This is a genomic window from Paenibacillus sp. FSL P2-0322, from assembly GCF_037975315.1.
Taxonomy (GTDB): domain Bacteria; phylum Bacillota; class Bacilli; order Paenibacillales; family Paenibacillaceae; genus Paenibacillus; species Paenibacillus polymyxa_B.
The window spans coordinates 4,948,576-4,966,999 of the sequence record NZ_CP150243.1; the positions used below are offsets into that span (position 1 = coordinate 4,948,576).

The following is an 18,424-nucleotide window of genomic DNA, read 5'->3' on the forward strand; positions in this document are numbered from 1 at the left end:
CGCCCCCAAACCGTTTATTTTTTTATCTTTTCGTTTGTTGCTTCGTCACTAAACTCATTTTAGCAAACGCTTACATTTTTAAAAGTCGTACTCTCATTGGATTGGTGTCATTTGATTAGATCTATGAATTTCTCCGATGCGAATCAGGACGAATGTCCCTTTACCTGCTGGCGAGTGGAGCGTAACGCCATAATCCATTCCATATAATAGCCGTACTCTTCTGTCTACATTTTTAATGCCCGTTGATCTGATTTCTCCAGCTTGAATTCGGCGTATATGATCTTCTTGAATTCCTAATCCATTATCCTCCACTTTAAAACACACCAATTGCTTCTCGATCCAGGCTGTGATCCTAATCAGACCCCCTGATTCCATTTCGGCGAAGCCGTGAATAATTGAATTCTCTACAAAAGGCTGCAAGAAAAGTTTGGGAACTTCCATCTGAAGCAAAATGGGATCAATATCATATTCCACCGTGAACTTGTCCTCAAAGCGATTCTGCATAATATAAATGTATTTTTCCAGCCAATTCAGATCGGTTTCCAAACTCCATGTATCGTTTTTATTTCGAGTAGTAATTTGCAGCATTTCCGCCAGACTAATGATCAATTGGCCCAGCTCGTGCTGTTTATGTTCTAACGCGATCCAATACATGGTCGTTAAGGTGTTATACAAAAAATGGGGATTCAGCTGTAAATTAAGTGCCATTAACTCCGACTCTTTGGCTCGTAGACGTGACTTGTAATTTTCCTCGATTAAATCTTTAATTTTTTCATTCATTTGATTAAACCGAATCACCAGGTCTCCCAATTCATCATAGCCACGTACAGGAATTCGAATATCAAAATGTCCCTTCTCCATTACTTTCATCGCCTGTTTCATATCCGTGATGGGCTTACTGATATAAACAGACAGTAAATATGCAAGAATAACAGCAACGAGCATCATAAAACCTAAAAAAAACACCGTGTAGGTGCGAATCGTTGACAGATGTCCCAATACATCTTCCATGGGAATGGCTATATAAGATACCCAGCCCGTCGTCTTCATCGCTTCGTAAACCAGTAATATGCTTTGACCTTTAACGTTTACCATTTTCATCCCTTGTTCCGAAGTAATGGCATCCTTAAGCCAATCCGCCACGGGCTCCCCCACTTGTTGCTGTCCATTCGAACTCATGACCATCCCATTTTTATCATGAATCATGCCATAGGATAGATGTGCAAATCCGCTGCGGGCTGCATAATCTTCAAAGCCCCCTTTTAACAAGTCAGGACGAAAATTCAATATAAGTATAGGTTTTTCCTTTCCCTCCGGAAGCGTATGAAAGGTTCCTGCATCATCTAATGCAGTCAAATGGAGCTGCTTTACCACAGCAAATAAAGAACTAAACTCATAGGAGCCTCGTTTTAAATCCTGCTGATGGAATGTATCGGCATACGAATAAGCGGGAATCCATTTGGTAGCCCCTTCTGCTTCCACCGCCGTTGTTGCCAACGGAGAAGAATAGAACGGCTGAACGGGAATATACATCCGATCAGTGCTTCCATATGCATAATTTTGCGTCATAATTTGGGAAGCATACACTTCCTCCATATTGCCAAAGTATCTGTACAAAATTTTTGTAATGCTGCGATCAGCTCGTAACAGCGATGAAGAATCCGTAGTATCCACGTTCATAATGGTCTGAAGAAGATCATGGTCGATCGGAATCATATCTACGGTTTTTTGAATAGCTGTCAGCTTGTTATCCAGCAGCTGGTTATTACTACGCAGAACGCTTGTAACGCTATCTGTTACATTTGTAGTAATATTCCGTGCGCTCGTTTCAAAGTAAACGAAACCTAGGATCAAAACGATAAAACCAGACAACAAAAAATAGGACAGCATCAATTTCGTACGAAAGCTACTGTCCAAAAATTTTTGATACATATATTTAACTTGGCGCATCGTATCATCCTTTCACCTAACAATCAGTTGAATTTCCTACGAAATTCTTCCGGCGTGTGCATTACGTTTTTTTTGAACACTTTAAAAAAGTATTTGATATCTTTATAACCAACCTGTCTACTAATTTCTGCGACCTTGGCGTCTGTATGCAGCAGTAAGTGCTGAGCCTTTTGCATTCTGAGCTTCACCATATATTCCGTGAACGAGAGCCCAAAATAATTTTTGAACAGAATGCTAAAATAGGACGCATTATAGTGGAAGCGCCGGGCCACGATCTCCAGACTTAGGTCTTCATGTAGATGTGCATCTAGAAATTCCTTGCACTTGTTCATAATGGGTTCGCCTTTGGAGCCGCTATGAAGCTCAAGAATCAGCTCTTTTAACCATGTTGCAACACCATCCTCAAGATTCCGAAGACAGGTGGCCTCTTCGACAGCTTTGTTCAAACGTTCCGAGAAACGTGAGTAGACTTCCTCACTCCACCCTATATTTAACCGTTGTAAACTAACCAACAGAAGGTGTACCAATTTAGCTTTAAGCGCTTCAGGTGCAGGATACCCTTGTGTCATTTGTCCAATGAAATTTTGCACCCGACCCAATAGCTGATCGGGCTCTCCATTAGAGATAGCGCTTTCAATAAATTTAAAAAAGGCCATTTGTTCGTGTGCGCTCATTTCCTGTACTGGCTGCTCATCATCTGAAACGACAAGGTTCAAACATCTGATGTGAGGTGTATAAAAACGCATGGAGATCAGGCCAACGGCCTTTTCGTGAGATTGGTTTATTTGCATTTCATCAAAATCAAAAGACTGACCCCAAGCAAACCAGATTGAAATCGCTTGCTGTTGCTCCAACTTTTTCAGCCCAGCTTGAAGGGCGCTTTTGGCCTCCTTGCTTTCAGCCCTATCCTTCCAATTCACTACTGCAACCACATGGTCTTTACGGGATTCGAGTGGAAACACGACAGAAGACGCCCAAGGTCGCAATATTTCAACAACCGTATTACGGAGCTGAGAATCCCACATATGTATATCATCCGGGTGGGCTGCCGATGCTCCCAACGCGAGAACTTCTCCTACCCCATGCCATCCAAAGTGACTCTTTAATAGGATTTTCTCATTAGGCTGTAATTTGTCTGTCACGCATCTGCTAAACAAATGCTCCACAAATGCAGGCATACTCTGCTCAATCTGATTCAACGCTGTTTGATTCCCAATCAGTGCTTCTTGTTCCTCTACAATGATCTTCTCCATGTGTTGAATCACTTCAATGAGCTGCTGCGATTGCACTGGTTTCACCAAATAATCATTCGCCCCGTACCTCACCGCCTGCTGTGCATAGCTAAATTCCTGGTAGACTGTCACTAAAATAACTTTGGTCTCATGCTGACCGGATGTTCTCAATTGTTGAAGATATTCAAGTCCATTCATGATCGGCATTTGAATATCTGTAAAAACGATTTGGATCGGTTTGGATAACGAAATGGTCAGAGCATCTTTCCCGTTCTTGGCTTCCCATACCTCGTATTCGGGACGTAGATCCCTGACCATGGCAGCCAAACCTCGACGCTGTCTAGTTTCATCATCCACAACAAGTACTCCCAGCGGGATCGAATTCACTGACTCCCCTCCTGTTCGTTTTCATACACGCATTTTTTTTCAGTATAACACTTACAGGTGGGAGCCGATCCTATTTTCTTTTTCGCTTCATACCGCGGATAGTCGTTTTCGTTGCCTGATCCACCCGATATGATTCCGTGATTTTTTGCAGTGCTTTGTTGAAGGTAAAATCATCCAATGTATTATGACTTAAATACGCCATTGTTACCTCGGGCAGCTTGATATAACAGATCGATATCGCCCATGCTACTGCCATTTGTACATAATAATCCTCACGATGGGTCTGATCCAGTAAAGTAAATACCCGGTTCATATACTGTTCCTCAATATAAAAATTTAGAAGCATAACCACACCAAACCGAATTTCATATTCTTTCTTGGAGAATAGATAGGGCTGAATAAACTCCCATACCCGTTCTTTATGATGTTTCGTGATTTTCAATCCGGCACAGAAGCTGTCACATACGGACCAATTATCAATTTTAGGAACAAACTTGGCGGTATAACTCAAAACTTCCTCTATATCTGTTTTTACAGAACCAATCACCATACCTTGCAGCATTATTTCTTCGAAGTGTTCACTTTCAGCGGTCTCCAGGTAGAGACGCCAATCTCCTTTGGCAATATTTTGAGCTAGCTTACGCAGCACTGGCAGACGTACACCCAGCACATTATTAATCGTCGGAAGCAATGCAGCCGTAAATTTCTGAAAATCTGCATCCACGTATGACAGTATCTGTTCTCTGATTGTTTTCTCCATCGTTTCCACTCCCTGATTCTTAACGAAATGAAATACTCCACAAATAAATAGAGGCCACCGAACCATAAGGCGAATAAACTCGGCGGTACTCCTCAAATTGCTGCTTGGTCAATGTATCTAGATGGTACAACTTCATCATTCCCCGTCGAATAGCCATATCGCCCCAACTGACGACATCTGGACGCTCCATACAATTAATCAGCATCATTTCAGCCGTCCAAGGTCCTATCCCTTGCAGCGAGGACAATTTCTGGATCACCTGTGCATCGGAAAGCTCATATAATTCCTGTAAATCCAACAGGCCCTGCTCGATCGTTTGGGCTATATTTAGAATACATGTGGCCTTTTTCATGGTGATGCCACAGCTTTGAATTTCTAAAGCCGTCTGAACGGCTATATTTTGTGGAGTAATCCCCCCTAACTTCTCCTGCATCCTTGCCCATATGGTTTGAACCGCCTTGGCCGATATAAGCTGTCCCACAATCGCATGAACGAGCGCCGCGAACAGGTCGGGAATGATGATCCGTTCTACCTTGCCCATTTGCGTCATCGCTGCACCAAGTACGGTGTCTACGTTTTTTAGATAATTGATTTCCTTTTCTCCATAATCAAAGTTTTTGGTCATTACGGTTTGCATTCGTTCTCCCGCTGCCCCCTTATATGCTCACTCTTGATTCAATGGCATGGACTGCTTTTACATCAGGGTTCAAATCCTTCTTTGCTCACATAGAGCTGCTCTTTCGGGAAAACATGGAGAAAACGTTCATAAACCGCCTTATAGGCAGCAGGATGATACCATTCTTCCAGCCCCAATGACTCGTACAACGCACCAATTTTTAAGCTACGCGTTCGTCTTCCCCCACTGCCGTCTCCCATAAAATAATCATCAATACAGACACGGTTGACCAGAGGCAAAAGCTTGTCTGCAAAATGTTCACTGCTTGGAAGCATCGGAGCAATCGTAGCTTGGGTTGGTACACCTGCCTCCTTTAAGAGATGCAGCGTTTGGAGACGAGCCTGGATGGGAGGAGCTTCCGGGGTAAAATGTTTGCGTATATCTTCTCGATCTGTTTCTACAGTCATACTCACACGAACACGATCCCCCAATCGAAGCAGTAAATCGGTATCCCGCCGTACCAGTGGACTGCGCGTCTGTAAAAAGAGAAAATCAGGTGGATCCTCCACCATCACCTCCAGCAGAGACCGGGTCACCTCTTCCTTGTACTCGGCAGGCTGATAAGGATCTGTGCTTGACGACATAAAAATCGTGACTTTACCTTTCGATTTGGCTCTGCGAAGCTCCTTACGAAGAATATCTGCCGCCTGATTTTTAATATCAACCCATGTCCCCCAAGCTTCCTTCCGAAATGTGGAGACTGGCAATTGGCGTACATAGCAATACGAGCAACCAAAGGTACAACCTGTATACGGGTTCAACGAGTGTGTATACCCTGACAAAAAACCTGTCCCTTTATTCAAAAGAGTCTTGGGGGATTTGTAATACTCATTTTTCATACTGAACCGATGCCACACTTTCCTTTTCGAGCTGCAAAAGCTTCACCTTCATGTCCAACCCACCCCGATATCCGGTCATAGCTCCATTTTTACCAATAACCCGATGACAAGGGACGGTGACCAAAATCGGATTAGCACCGATGGCAGCCCCCACCGCACGAACAGAGGCTGGCTTTTGAATAGCGTTGGCAATGTCTGAATAGGATACTGTTTCCCCATACGGAATATCACACAACGCATTCCAAACCGCCATCTGGAACGCAGTCCCATGAAAGTCAAAGGGCAATGTAAATTGGGTCCGCTCCCCTTGGAGATATTCAATCAGCTCCTTGGCATAGGGCTGTAAAGCAGCATCCTCTTCAACTAAAGGACTGCCGGGAAATCGCCTTCCCGCCCATGAAAACAATTCCTCTACAGGTTGATTGGGCGAACCTACATAACATAGTCCTTCCGATGTAGCTGCAATATATAAATTCCACTCCTCATGTGTCAACAATGACCAATAGATCGTTTTATTTATTTGCTGTGCCATGCTGTGTACCTCCATTTTGTGTTGCTTTCGATTTGAGTTGGCGATATTGCAATGGGGTGTAGCCTGTATTCTTTTTAAATAACGTAATAAAGTACGGTGCATTGGACAGACCTACATTCTCCCCCACTTCCGCAACAGATATATCTGAGCAAATGAGCAGCTTCTTCGCTTGTTCCAACCTGGTCTGCTGTATATATTCCATCGGAGTTAGATGCATGATCCGCTTGAAGGTACGATGTAAATGATACGGACTTCCATGACTTATCTCAGCCAGGATGTGCAATGTTAAGTCCTTCATATAGTTAGAATTCACGTATTCTGTAACCAGTGCGATCCATTCATGATCAGGCAATCGTTGTCCTGTCGGTTTACATCTTTTGCATGGACGAAAATGCTGAGCCAATGCCTGCTCTGCTGTTTTAAATATACGGATGTTCTCTCTTTTGGGAGGTCTGGATTTGCAGGAGGGGCGACAAAATATTCCCGTTGTCTTCACAGCGTACAAAAATACCCCATCATATGACTTGTCGTTTTCTACAATAGCTCTCCACTTGTCGTCAGTTATGGATAAATCGGATGTGCTCATTCAAATCACCTCTCTTGTGCAATGTGGCCTCCCCACATATCTATGGCAGAATTTTTCTAAATCCGTCTGTCTAAATTATAGACTAAATAGTGAACATATGTACCCCTCTTGGAATGTAAAGGCAAGATAACGAAAAAAAGATGACTCCCCGCGGAGCCACCTTTGATCTTACTTATCTATCTTATTTAGGCTTGCAGCTTGCTCGGTTTGGCGGTAATCGTCAACTCATCTGAAGGAGGCTGATATTCCTTTGACCAATACTCGGCATTTGAAATACCTGCCTTCTCCGGGTCAAACACCGGGTCCAGCCCTTGCCTCTGCTGCTGTTCGTAATCCTTAAGCACAAGAAGAGCAGGCTTGGCTAACAGAATCATAGCAATCAGATTCACCCAGAGCATAATACCGACCCCCATATCCCCCAGTGTCCACGCCAACGCCGATTCCTTGACGACCGTTCCATAGAACGTCGAACCCAGGATAACCAGCTTTAGAACGAACATGGGCCATTTGGCTTTACGGTCGGCAACCAGGTAGGCCATATTCGTTTCTGCGATGTAATAATAGGCGATAATGGTCGTAAATGCGAAAAAGAACAAGGTAATGGACAGCAGACTCGATCCAAAACCGGGAAATACTGATTCAATAGCAGCCTGTGTATATTGGGTTCCCTCTTCAACACCCGGGAGATGCTGTACAATAAAATCGCCACCAGGTCCCTTCACGTTGTACATACCTGTGAATAAGACCATAAAAGCCGTAGACGTACAGACTAAAAAGGTATCCACATACACGGAAAATGCCTGAACTAGCCCCTGTTTTGCGGGATGAGACACTTCCGCGGCTGCTGCCGGATGCGCACCTGAGCCTTGCCCGGCTTCGTTGGAGTAAATGCCCCGTTTTACGCCCCAGGCAATCGCCGTCCCTGCCATACCGCCGAACACAGAATCCACGCCAAAGGCACTGCGAAAAATCAGCGAAAATACATCGGGAAGCGCAGTAATATTCGTCATCATAATATAAAAAGAGACAAGGATGTAGCCAAGTGCCATAAACGGTATGACAACCTGAGCCACATTGGCAATCCTTTTTACACCTCCAAAAATGATAAGCGCCAGCAACACGACTACTACTATCCCGGAAACCTTCATATCCATGCCAAACGAGCTATGAAAAGCTACGGCAATAGAGTTCGATTGAGTTCCCGGCATCAGTAAACACATCGCTACCAACGCAGCAACCGCAAAAATGACGGCAAACCATTTAAAGCCTGTCCCTTTTTCAATATAAAAGGCCGGGCCGCCTCGGTACTGACCATCGCGCTTTACCTTATATACCTGAGCCAGTGTGGATTCAACAAACGCAGTAGCCGATCCGATAAAAGCCATGACCCACATCCAAAATATCGCCCCGGGTCCACCCATACCGACTGCCAATGCAATCCCAGCAATATTTCCCGTCCCTACACGCCCCGATAGCGCCATCGTAAAGGCCTGAAAAGAGGATACACCTGCCTCTGAACTTTTCCCTTTAAATACTAGACGGATCATCTCTCTGAAATGCCTGATTTGTAGGAATCGAGTCATGATCGAAAATAATAGTCCCACGCCCAAACAGACATATACCACAGGATTGCTCCAAATGACGCCGTTTACTGCCTCTGCCCACTGCTCTAACATTCCTTGTATTTCCCCCTGATCAATCAATTGATTTTCTAGTCTATGTTTTCAGAAAATTTGCATAATTACAAAAAATTATAGATTAGTTTTTACCCCCATACAAGTTAATTTAATTGACATATTGTCAATTACAAGTGAGCTTACCGGCTACATAAAATGACGACAAAAAAGCTCTGATGATCCGGGAATGTGGACCATCAGAGCTTTATTCTTAAGACATCAGGCGATGCCCTCTTTCTCATTTGAAGCACTAGACAATTTCAACAGTGGGGACTGCTCCGTTACCTCTCCTTGAGCGATTGGAAGGATCTCGACATATTGGGAAGAGTTTGTAATGATAACTGGCGTAATCGTAGGATAACCCTCTGCCCTGATTTGCTCAACATCAAACTCAAGCAGTAGATCCCCAGCTTTTACCTCGTCGCCTTCTTTGATATGGGAAGTAAAATATTTACCGTCCAGCTTGACTGTATCTACTCCAACATGAATCAAAACTTCTGCGCCATGGGGTGAAACAATCGCAAGCGCATGTTTTTTCTTGAACGCCACAGTGATGGTTCCATCGAAAGGGGCCACGACTCTGCCCGTTGTCGGTTGGATGGCGATACCTTTGCCCATAGCCTCTGAAGCAAATGCAGGATCTGGAACTTCTGTTAGAGCTACCACAGTTCCTTCAATCGGGCTAAGTACCTCTTCATTGGAAACATCGGTTGGTGAGGTTGATTCATTAGCCGAATTGTCGGTGGTTTCTTCCGCTTCGACCGGGTCCTCAAATCCTAAAATATAAGTCAAGATGGCCGACACCAGGAATGAAACGGTAATCCCTAAAATCAATCCCGGGAATCCTTGTCCACCAGGGCCGTAAAAGATCGGCAAGGTCAGCAACCCAGGTGCGCCAGAGGCAAATGCTTGCGTTCCCGCTTGACCGATAATGGCACCACCGGCGGCGCCGCCGATAATACCTGCAATAAACGGACGTTTCAGTGGCAACGTAACCCCATAAACTGCTGGCTCCGTGATGCCGAATAAAGCGGTAAGTGTAGCGGAACCCGCCAGCGTTTTCAGCTTTTTATTTTTCGTTTTCAGCATAACACCGAACGCTGCGCCGGTTTGAGCAAAGACGGAAGCCGAAGCAGCGGGCTTAATGCCATCCCGGCCGTTGACAGCAATGTTATTAATAAATACAGGTATAAGCCCCCAGTGAACACCAAAAATAACGAGCAGCTGCCAGCAAGCACCAAGGATTGCTCCAGCCAGCAACGGACTAAAGCTGAACGCAGCAACGAGTGCGGTAGCGATTGCGTTGCCCACATACACCCCGACTGGACCAAAGACCATCAGGGTCAGAGGAAGCATAATTACAAGTAGAATCAAAGGTGTAATAAAGTTTTTAACGCTCTCGTGGATCACTCGATTGCACCATTTTTCCAGCTTACTCATGACGATGACGGCTAAAATGATCGGAATAACGGTAGATGAATAACTCATCATAACAATAGGAATACCGAAAAAGTCCGTAGGTGTACCTTCCGTTTTTAGCGTGACAATGGTCGGGTAAAGCAACCCTCCGGCAATGGTCAGGGCAACGAAGATATTACCTCCAAATTTCCGTGCCGTTGTAACCGCTAACAAGAGAGGGAGGAAATAAAACAAGCTGTCGGCCGCAGCATACAAAATCATATAGGTAGTGTCTTTCGGTAGCAACCAGCCGAGGTTGCTCGCAATCAGCAGCAGACCTTTCAGAATACCGGACCCCGCCATAACTCCGAGCAACGGTGCAAAAATGCTGGAAATTACGTCGATTACGGCGCCAAATCCTTTGTTGCCTTTAGCTGAATGATCTTCTTTTCCAGTTTCATTCAAAATATTGGATACTTTGCCGATTGCATTATATACCTCTGGTACTTTGTTGCCGACTACAACCTGGAACTGACCACCGCTTTGCTTTACCGTGATAATTCCATCGGTTTTTTCCAGCTTTCCCTTGTCTGCTTTTGCCTCATCTTTTAGCACAAAACGCAGGCGAGTGGCGCAGTGAACGAGCGATATTACATTTTTTTCGCCACCTACCAGGTGTACAATTTCCTTAGCCAGTTTTTCATTACTCATGATGGACACCTCCATGTTCTAAGGGGCTTTTTACATATTTAGGCACACAAAAAACCTAAGCCTTGAAAAATGGTGGGCACTTTATTCCCGCAATTTTTCATGACTTAGGTTTTGCCTGCATAACCAGTAACAATCCCAGTTAAAACTTATTAAATTCCTGTTACTATCATAATATAATTAATCTACCATATTTGTCAACAAAAACTTTTAATCATATATTTTTGATCCTTTTTAGTCGAAAAAGTTCGACTTATCTATTCACCACCCGTTCAATATGCACGGTCAGATATAGCTTTTCTTCATTAGTCAATTCGTGGTTGTATTCTTTTTGCACAAAAGCACCAATTTTCTCTGTGCAAGCAGCTGCTTCCTTGTGCTTTTCCTTAATCATGTCATACAAATGATCATAGTTATTTTCGTAGTGATTTCCCTTAAATACGCGCTGAGCGAAAAATTTCAGATGCGTAATAAAGCGGAAATAGCTCAGAGAGTCCTCGTCAAAATCGACCTTAAAGTGATATTTTGCAATATTGATAATTTGCTGGATAAACTTCGTGATACTCATGGTCGTAATGACTTCCTCGTTCATTTCAGCATTCACGATGTGAATCGCAATATAAGCTGCTTCGTCCACAGGCAGTTCAATACCGAGCCTTTGTTTGATTTGCTCCAACGTTTTCAGACCAATTGCGAATTCTTCTTTATACAGCTGCTTGACTTCCCACAATAACGCGTTTTTGATTTCCAATCCTTCCCGGTATCTTTCAACAGCGAAATTGATATGATCGGTCAGCGAAACATAAATATTTTCGTTCAGCTTTCTGTTCAGATTATGCTTGGCATCATTAATGACTTCCTCCACAATCACGATCAAATCAAGCGGTACCTCACGCAACAACATTTTAAAGTTATCGGACGTCTGCTTGTTTTTCAGGGCAAATACCTTCTGAATTCTGGTTTCGTCTACTTTGTCTCCAGGCTTTTTCTTAAAAGCAATCCCCCGACCCATTACCACGAGTTCGGTACCGTCCGTCTGGTAGACGCTGATTACATTGTTGTTGATGACCTTTGCTATGTTCATCTCGATCCCCCGTTCCATATGCCAGCAAGAGCCACACTTGCTCCATCCTCTTTATTGTAAACAGAAAAAAAACCGAAGCACGCCAAATAAACAAGACTGTAACATCTTCTTATTTGTGGCTTAGGTTTTGCCTGCTACGCAGTAACAATCCTAAAAATGATGGAATTGCGTCAAGTATAGCCCGAAGAGGAACGATTGTCAACGCTTTCAATGAAGAAACGAAGATCGGAAATTCCCGTGGGCCCGGGACATCCGATCCTATTTTCTTGTGGTACGATTATTCGCCCAAATTTTCTCCGTCGGAATGAATTACGTTTTTGTACCAATGGAAGCTTTTCTTTTTAATACGTTTCAACGAACCGTTGCCTTCGTTGTCGCGGTCCACATAAATATAACCGTAGCGTTTTTTCATCTCTCCTGAGGAAGCACTGACAATGTCAATAGGTCCCCAACTTGTGTAACCGATAATTTCGACTCCGTCTTGAAGAGCCTCACCCATTTCGGCAATATGCCGCTTGAGATAGTCGATCCGGTAATCGTCGTTAACTTCTCCTTCAGGCGAAACCACATCATTGGCACCAAAACCGTTTTCCACTACGAACAGAGGCTTTTGGTAACGATCATGCAATTGGTTGGCTGTGATGCGGAATCCTTTTGGATCGATCGTCCAACCCCATTCGGACTTGTCCAGATATGGATTGGCCACAGAGCCAAACACATTGCCGCTGGTCATGTTCTTGACGATTTCCGGGTCTGTGCTGGTCGTCCGGCTTGAATAATAGCTGAATCCGATATAGTCAACGGTATGATCTTTCAGAATGGCTGCGTCGCCTGATTCCATCTCAATGTTTAATCCATGATCCTTGAAGAAGCGCTTCGCATAACCAGGATATTCGCCGCGTGACTGTACATCAATGAAGAAGTAGGACTCGCGGTCTTTTTCCATGCCCTGATACACATCTTCGGGATTACACGTATACGGATAGAAGCTGCCGGCAGCAAGCATACAACCAATCTTGGCATCCGGGATAATCTCGTGACACGCTTTTACAGCCAGCGCGCTTGCCACAAGCTGATGATGTGCAGCCTGATACTGAATCTGTTTAACGTTTTCACCTTCTTGAAAAACAAGACCGGCGCCGAGAAACGGCAAATGGAGAAGCATGTTAATCTCGTTGAATGTCATCCAGTATTTCACTTTATCCTTGTAGCGGGTGAATACTGTTTTAGCATAGGTTTCAAACAGGCCTACCAGCTTCCGGCTCCGCCAGCTTCCATATTTCTCGACCAGATCCACTGGCACGTCAAAATGAGCGAGGGTAACGACTGGCTGAATGCCATGTTTATGCAACTCGTCGAACAAGTCATCGTAGAATTGCAAACCTGCTTCATTTGGAGTAGCGTCTTCTCCTGTTGGAAAAATACGAGCCCAGGCAATGGAAACACGCAGCGCCTTAAATCCCATTTCTGCAAATAGCGCGATATCCTCGCGATAGTGGTGATAGAAATCAATGGCTTCGTGGGAAGGATAGAATTCGCTTTCAAGTGGAGTCAGTGAAGGAACATTCCCTTTCATTATGTTTCTTCTCTTCTCTCCGGTAGGCAGCAAATCCACCAGACTCAATCCTTTACCGTCTTCCAAATAAGCACCCTCGGCCTGATTGGCAGCAAGAGCACCGCCCCATAAAAAGTCTTTAGGAAAAATATAACTGGACATAAACGTTCTCCTTCCAAATGTGTGATAAAAGGGGTACCAGAGGGTGGGTGATGGATATAAAAAAACCCAAACCAGCCTGTATACACTTGCAGTGTAAACAAGCCAATTCAGGTTATGCCCTATCGGTAACATCCCATGAAAAGGTTATACGTATTTGATTGAAACTCTAACAAAGATTTGGGAACCTGTCAAATTCATTTGATATAATAACACGCAATTAACAAACCAACAACATTATTTCAATCGCCTATTGGGTAATGAAAAGAACCATGAAAGAGACCTCAGATAAACGACTTTACGAAAGATACCTGGCTGTTCGCCTTCGTCTGGAAGGGCACATGTTTTCGGAGATCGGTGATCTAATCAGTCGCTAATTTAAAATATTTTGTTGCAAGAAATTTAGAAAATCCCTTTGCATAGAGCCAAGAGGTATAATTTTTTTGATTATCTTGAACCTCCAATGCTGTCCTTTACTGTTAAATGACCATATTGCAGAAGACAGATATATGGAATGATATTTTTGTTCTTGTAAATCAGCTACTTCAAATTCAACTTTTTGTACTACTTTAGTGGAAAATAGATTCAGGAAAAGGATAATAATTTTATCATTATTTAGGAGTAATATAGCTCGACTTGTCCAAGCCGAAAGGCTTTGAGGAGTTGAATAGCAGATAAGCATGTTAGGTTCTCTATGCGATTCAGTTAGCTTATCAATAGTTTTTTTGTTAATGAATATCATAATCAAATACCTTTCTATTTGTTACTATATAAACCGCAATTAAGATCATAACCTAACCAGTAGCCGACCAATTGTTTCTAGCGGTTGTTCATTGATTCGTTTCATAAACCGGCCGGCATGAACTTAATCTTATAAAACCTCTAAAAAAACACGTTATTCGCCACATTGGATTTAAGCCATAGCCCCTCGACTGGATCAGGTTGGGACTATAGGGCGGAAGAAAGGCCAGGTGCAGGCGTGGATGTTCCTAGTCTCAATTGACAATATAAATAGTCCCATTTGATGTTATAAACCACACCAGCAGCCCCGTGTTCATTCTCTTAGTTTCGTTGTCTCATCGCCTCAAATAATAGCACCGTAGAAGCCATCGCTGCGTTCAGTGATTCCGCTTGCCCCTGCATCGGAATGAATACCGACTCATCCACCATGCGCGCGGTAGCAGCAGAAATACCTTGGCCTTCGTTTCCGATCACAAGCCAAGTGGAAACACGCAAATCTATGGTATAGCATGACAAGCTCGCATCCAGTGAGGTGCTGAGCAAGCGGGCACCTTTACTTTTGGCCTGCGGTAAAAGCTCCTCCAGACTGCCTTCAATCACCGGCAGGTGAAACAACGATCCCATCGTGGAGCGGATCGTTTTGGGATTGTACAGGTCGGCGCAGCCATGACCCAATATTACGCCTGCGGCTCCAGCAGCGTCCGCGCTGCGGATGATGGTGCCTACATTGCCGGGGTCCTGCACCCCGTCCAGCACCATCACCAGTGCATCCGGCTGCTCCAGCAATGCCGGGAATGCGCTGCGCTCCTCCTTACGCACGATGGCAAAGACCGACTGCGGCGTCTTCGTATCGGTGCATTTTGCAATGACCGCCGCTGACACGGGAACCCATTCCACCGGCTGGTCGGCTGGATCCAGGCCATTCAGCTCGGCGGGAATGCTCTTGTCCAAATCATAGGCGACGGTTTCGACAGCCGCGTCTGAACGCAGCGCTTCCTGCACCAGATGAATACCCTCGACAATATATTTATGCTGCCGTGTGCGATGCTTTTTCTCCAGCAGTTGCGCCCACTCTTTTACACGCGCATTATTCGGTGAAATGATTTCCATTCGTTTAACCTTCCATTTCTTTGTCCGTTTCTTAAAAATAAATAATGTATCACTTCACTTATACTTGAACATCAAGCCTTCATTAGGCTACAAATGCCAGCTCCAGCTTGGTCAGATCATCCTTGTGGCCCACAATGACCAGTACATCACCCGGCTCCAGACGATCTTCGGCATAAGGTGAAATATTCATTTCCTGATTTCTACGAATCGCCATCACATTGCAGCCGAAGCGTGCACGTATGTCTAGCTCTTTCAGGTTTTTGCCAATCATGGAATCGGCGGCTCTCATCTCCAAAATACTGTAGTCCTTGGACAGCTCGATATAATCCAAAATGTTGGGAGATGTCAAATGATGGGCTACCCGTAACCCCATATCCCGTTCAGGATAAACGACTTTATCCGCACCTATTTTTTGCAGCACTTTCCCGTGCAATTCATTTTGTGCCTTGACCACAAGAGCTGGTACGCCCATGTCCTTGAGAATCAATGTCGTCAGAATACTGGCCTGTATATCTTCGCCAATCGCAACTACAATTACATCAAAATTACGGATACCTAGCGCTCGTAGCGCTTCCTCATCCGTCGAGTCGGCAGATACCGCATGCGTCACAATATTCGACATTTCCTGTGTACGCTGCTCGTCCGAGTCAATAGCCAGCACATCAAAACCCATCTCACTCAGCGCACTGGCAACACTGGAACCAAAACGGCCCATGCCAATGACCGCATACTGTTTTTTTGCCATTCTTTCTTTACCTCCCGATCACCATACTGTCCGTCATAGTATAGCATATCATGCTACAAACATAAATTTTGACATACTTATGCCAAATGCTTCTTCATGTATACTGGACAACAGCCCAAGCCATAATACATTCGACCACTACTACAACATACGGGAGGTTCACATGCCCATTACAATGGATTTACGACAAGCAATTGTTCACAAAGTACACGGCAAATCAGAAGCTGATCTTACGGACATGATTATTGGGTCAGTGGACGGACCGGAGGCCGCTTTGCCTGGATTGGGTGTCATTCTTGAAATTGCTTGGAAGCATATGAGTCCAAACCAGCAGCACGATTTCGTCCATTTGGCACATGAACAAATCGATAAAATCAAACCCGTACCTTTAACCTAGCTCTAGCTATTTAACTTTTTGTTCCGATTTAATTGTGCTCATTATTTTACCCGTATTCGAAAATGAGAATAGTCCACTCGCATTAACATCGAGTGGACTATTCGTTGTATACACTAAATGACTGAGATCTAACGGTTCTGCATACTCAATCTTATGGAGCCATTTCCAAAAACTTAGCTGTCGGGTTTTTCTCCATAGCCGTACGCATGGCATACTCGTTTTCGAACAAGGCAACATAATTGCCCTTCTTATCCTTTACCAGCGTAGAGTTAATACGGAACTTGCTCGGATCAATCTGATCATCCACAATCCAACGTGCAAATTGGAATGGCATACGCTGAAGCTGTACATCAACGCCATATTCACCCTTCATGCGGTACTCAAATACTTCAAATTGCAGTTGACCGACAACACCTAGTAGCGTATCGTCAAAGCTTACCGTACGGAACACCTGAATCATACCTTCCTCGGTCAACTGGTCAATACCCTTCAGATACTGCTTGTGCTTCAAGGCATTTTTCACCGTTACCTTGGCAAAAATCTCAGGCGAAAAGGTCGGCAATTCATCAAACACAACCTCGCTACCTTGGCTGAGTGAATCACCAATACGGAAAATACCCGGGTCAAACAATCCTATAATATCGCCAGGAAAAGCCTCCTCGACAATATCACGGTCCTGTGCCAGGAACTGCTGTGGCTGAGACAGCTTAATCTCCTTGCCCATCCGTACATGCTTAACACTCATCCCGCGTTGAAACTTACCGGAGACAATACGCAAAAATGCAATACGGTCACGGTGAGCCGGGTTCATGTTCGCTTGAATTTTAAATACATAGCCGGTAAACTTTTCGTTTGTTGGCTCAATTTCCCCAGCTGTACTACGGCGCGGCTCCGGTTTAGGAGCAAGCTGAAGGAAGTTTTCCAAAAATGTTTGTACACCAAAATTATTAATCGCACTGCCGAAGAATACAGGTGTTAATTCTCCACGCTGTACTTTTTCCATGTCAAAAGGGTCACCCGCGACGTCAAGCAACTCCAAGTCTTGGCATAATTGGTCATGCAAATATTCGCCCGCCATCTCACGAATGATTGGATCATTGTAATCTTCCACTTTTTGTACTTTGATCGTGGAATGGTCATCTCCCTGAAACAGCTCGACCTGATTTTTGACACGGTCATAGACACCACACAACTCGCGTCCTGTACCAATCGGCCAATTCATAGGCACCGAACGGATGCCAAGCACCTGCTCCAGCTCCTCCATCAAATCAAAAGGACTGCGTCCCTCACGATCCAGTTTGTTAATGAAGGTGAAAATCGGAATTCCACGCTTCGCACAAACTTGAAACAGCTTAATCGTTTGCGCTTCCACACCTTTCGCTACGTCAATCAGCATGACTGCACTATCTGCTGCTGTTAATGTACGATACGTGTCTTCACTGAAATCCTGGTGACCTGGGGTGTCCAGAATATTGATGCGGTGACCATTATAATCAAATTGCATTACTGAGGATGTTACAGAGATCCCCCGCTGTTTTTCAATCTCCATCCAGTCACTCGTGGCGTGTTTGCTTGCTTTACGCGCTTTAACTGAACCAGCAAGACGAATCGCGCCCCCGAACAGCAGCAGCTTTTCCGTCAGTGTCGTTTTACCCGCATCCGGGTGAGAAATAATCGCAAACGTACGCCGTTTGTCGACTTCCTGTTGAAGTATATCTGTTGTTTTACTCATTTCACATATCCCTTCATGATCAAATCCATTGCATTACTGCTCAAGCTATTCATAAAAAGGCCATGACGCACGCCTGTTTTCATAAGTTCATCGGCTCTATGGGCTATATTGCCATTAGCTCCAGTATTCGGCGCACTCCGTTACCATATTCATTATA

The 18,424-nt window shown here is 44.4% G+C and carries 15 protein-coding genes; 1 reads left to right on the plus strand and 14 read right to left on the minus strand.

What is annotated here, in order from left to right; all coding sequences use genetic code 11:
* Positions 1-93: 93 nt before the first annotated feature.
* From MKY24_RS21910 to MKY24_RS21970, 13 genes are all read right to left on the minus strand, one after another.
* Entirely contained in the window at positions 94-1,950 is a 1,857-nt protein-coding gene (locus MKY24_RS21910) for a histidine kinase (RefSeq protein WP_160789682.1), read from the minus strand.
* Positions 1,951-1,973: 23 nt separating this feature from the next.
* Positions 1,974-3,569, minus strand: coding sequence for a response regulator (locus tag MKY24_RS21915; protein ID WP_339200870.1), 1,596 nt, complete (start codon positions 3,567-3,569; stop codon positions 1,974-1,976).
* Positions 3,570-3,639: 70 nt separating this feature from the next.
* A complete protein-coding gene (locus tag MKY24_RS21920; protein WP_339200872.1) occupies positions 3,640-4,329 on the minus strand; it encodes a DNA alkylation repair protein in 690 nt (229 codons plus the stop codon).
* Positions 4,330-4,348: 19 nt separating this feature from the next.
* Positions 4,349-4,966, minus strand: coding sequence for a DNA-3-methyladenine glycosylase (locus tag MKY24_RS21925; RefSeq protein ID WP_075154728.1), 618 nt, complete (start codon positions 4,964-4,966; stop codon positions 4,349-4,351).
* Between the two features lie 62 nt (positions 4,967-5,028).
* Complete coding sequence (locus MKY24_RS21930) at positions 5,029-5,844, minus strand: radical SAM protein (RefSeq protein ID WP_160789237.1); 816 nt, start codon at positions 5,842-5,844, stop codon at positions 5,029-5,031.
* A complete protein-coding gene (locus MKY24_RS21935; RefSeq protein WP_071558275.1) occupies positions 5,834-6,376 on the minus strand; it encodes a methylated-DNA--[protein]-cysteine S-methyltransferase in 543 nt (180 codons plus the stop codon). Before MKY24_RS21935 ends, MKY24_RS21930 begins: the two co-directional genes overlap by 11 nt.
* The gene (locus MKY24_RS21940) at positions 6,357-6,962 is read right to left on the minus strand and encodes a bifunctional transcriptional activator/DNA repair enzyme AdaA (protein ID WP_264454548.1); all 606 of its coding nucleotides are present in this window, start codon (positions 6,960-6,962) and stop codon (positions 6,357-6,359) included. Before MKY24_RS21940 ends, MKY24_RS21935 begins: the two co-directional genes overlap by 20 nt.
* 185 nt (positions 6,963-7,147) lie before the next feature.
* A complete protein-coding gene (locus tag MKY24_RS21945; RefSeq protein WP_023990225.1) occupies positions 7,148-8,638 on the minus strand; it encodes an alanine/glycine:cation symporter family protein in 1,491 nt (496 codons plus the stop codon).
* 219 nt (positions 8,639-8,857) lie between these two features.
* On the minus strand, positions 8,858-10,747 hold the full coding sequence (locus MKY24_RS21950; protein ID WP_028541404.1) for a beta-glucoside-specific PTS transporter subunit IIABC: 1,890 nt from the start codon (positions 10,745-10,747) through the stop codon (positions 8,858-8,860).
* Between the two features lie 250 nt (positions 10,748-10,997).
* Complete coding sequence (locus tag MKY24_RS21955; RefSeq protein WP_023990227.1) at positions 10,998-11,828, minus strand: PRD domain-containing protein; 831 nt, start codon at positions 11,826-11,828, stop codon at positions 10,998-11,000.
* A gap of 277 nt (positions 11,829-12,105) precedes the next feature.
* Positions 12,106-13,545, minus strand: a complete 1,440-nt coding sequence (locus MKY24_RS21960) for a 6-phospho-beta-glucosidase (protein ID WP_025723627.1) — start codon at positions 13,543-13,545, stop codon at positions 12,106-12,108.
* A gap of 1,059 nt (positions 13,546-14,604) precedes the next feature.
* Positions 14,605-15,393: an RNA methyltransferase gene (locus MKY24_RS21965; RefSeq protein WP_028541401.1), complete on the minus strand. Its 789-nt coding sequence runs from the start codon at positions 15,391-15,393 to the stop codon at positions 14,605-14,607.
* 82 nt (positions 15,394-15,475) lie between these two features.
* A complete protein-coding gene (locus tag MKY24_RS21970; protein ID WP_023990231.1) occupies positions 15,476-16,138 on the minus strand; it encodes a TrkA family potassium uptake protein in 663 nt (220 codons plus the stop codon).
* 163 nt (positions 16,139-16,301) lie between these two features.
* On the opposite strand from MKY24_RS21970, the gene MKY24_RS21975 reads away from it, so the two are divergent.
* On the plus strand, positions 16,302-16,535 hold the full coding sequence (locus MKY24_RS21975; protein WP_016819939.1) for a small acid-soluble spore protein SspI: 234 nt from the start codon (positions 16,302-16,304) through the stop codon (positions 16,533-16,535).
* A gap of 151 nt (positions 16,536-16,686) precedes the next feature.
* Here MKY24_RS21975 and MKY24_RS21980 read toward each other — a convergent pair whose 3' ends face one another.
* Positions 16,687-18,267, minus strand: a complete 1,581-nt coding sequence (locus tag MKY24_RS21980) for a peptide chain release factor 3 (protein WP_013311888.1) — start codon at positions 18,265-18,267, stop codon at positions 16,687-16,689.
* Positions 18,268-18,424: the final 157 nt, after the last annotated feature.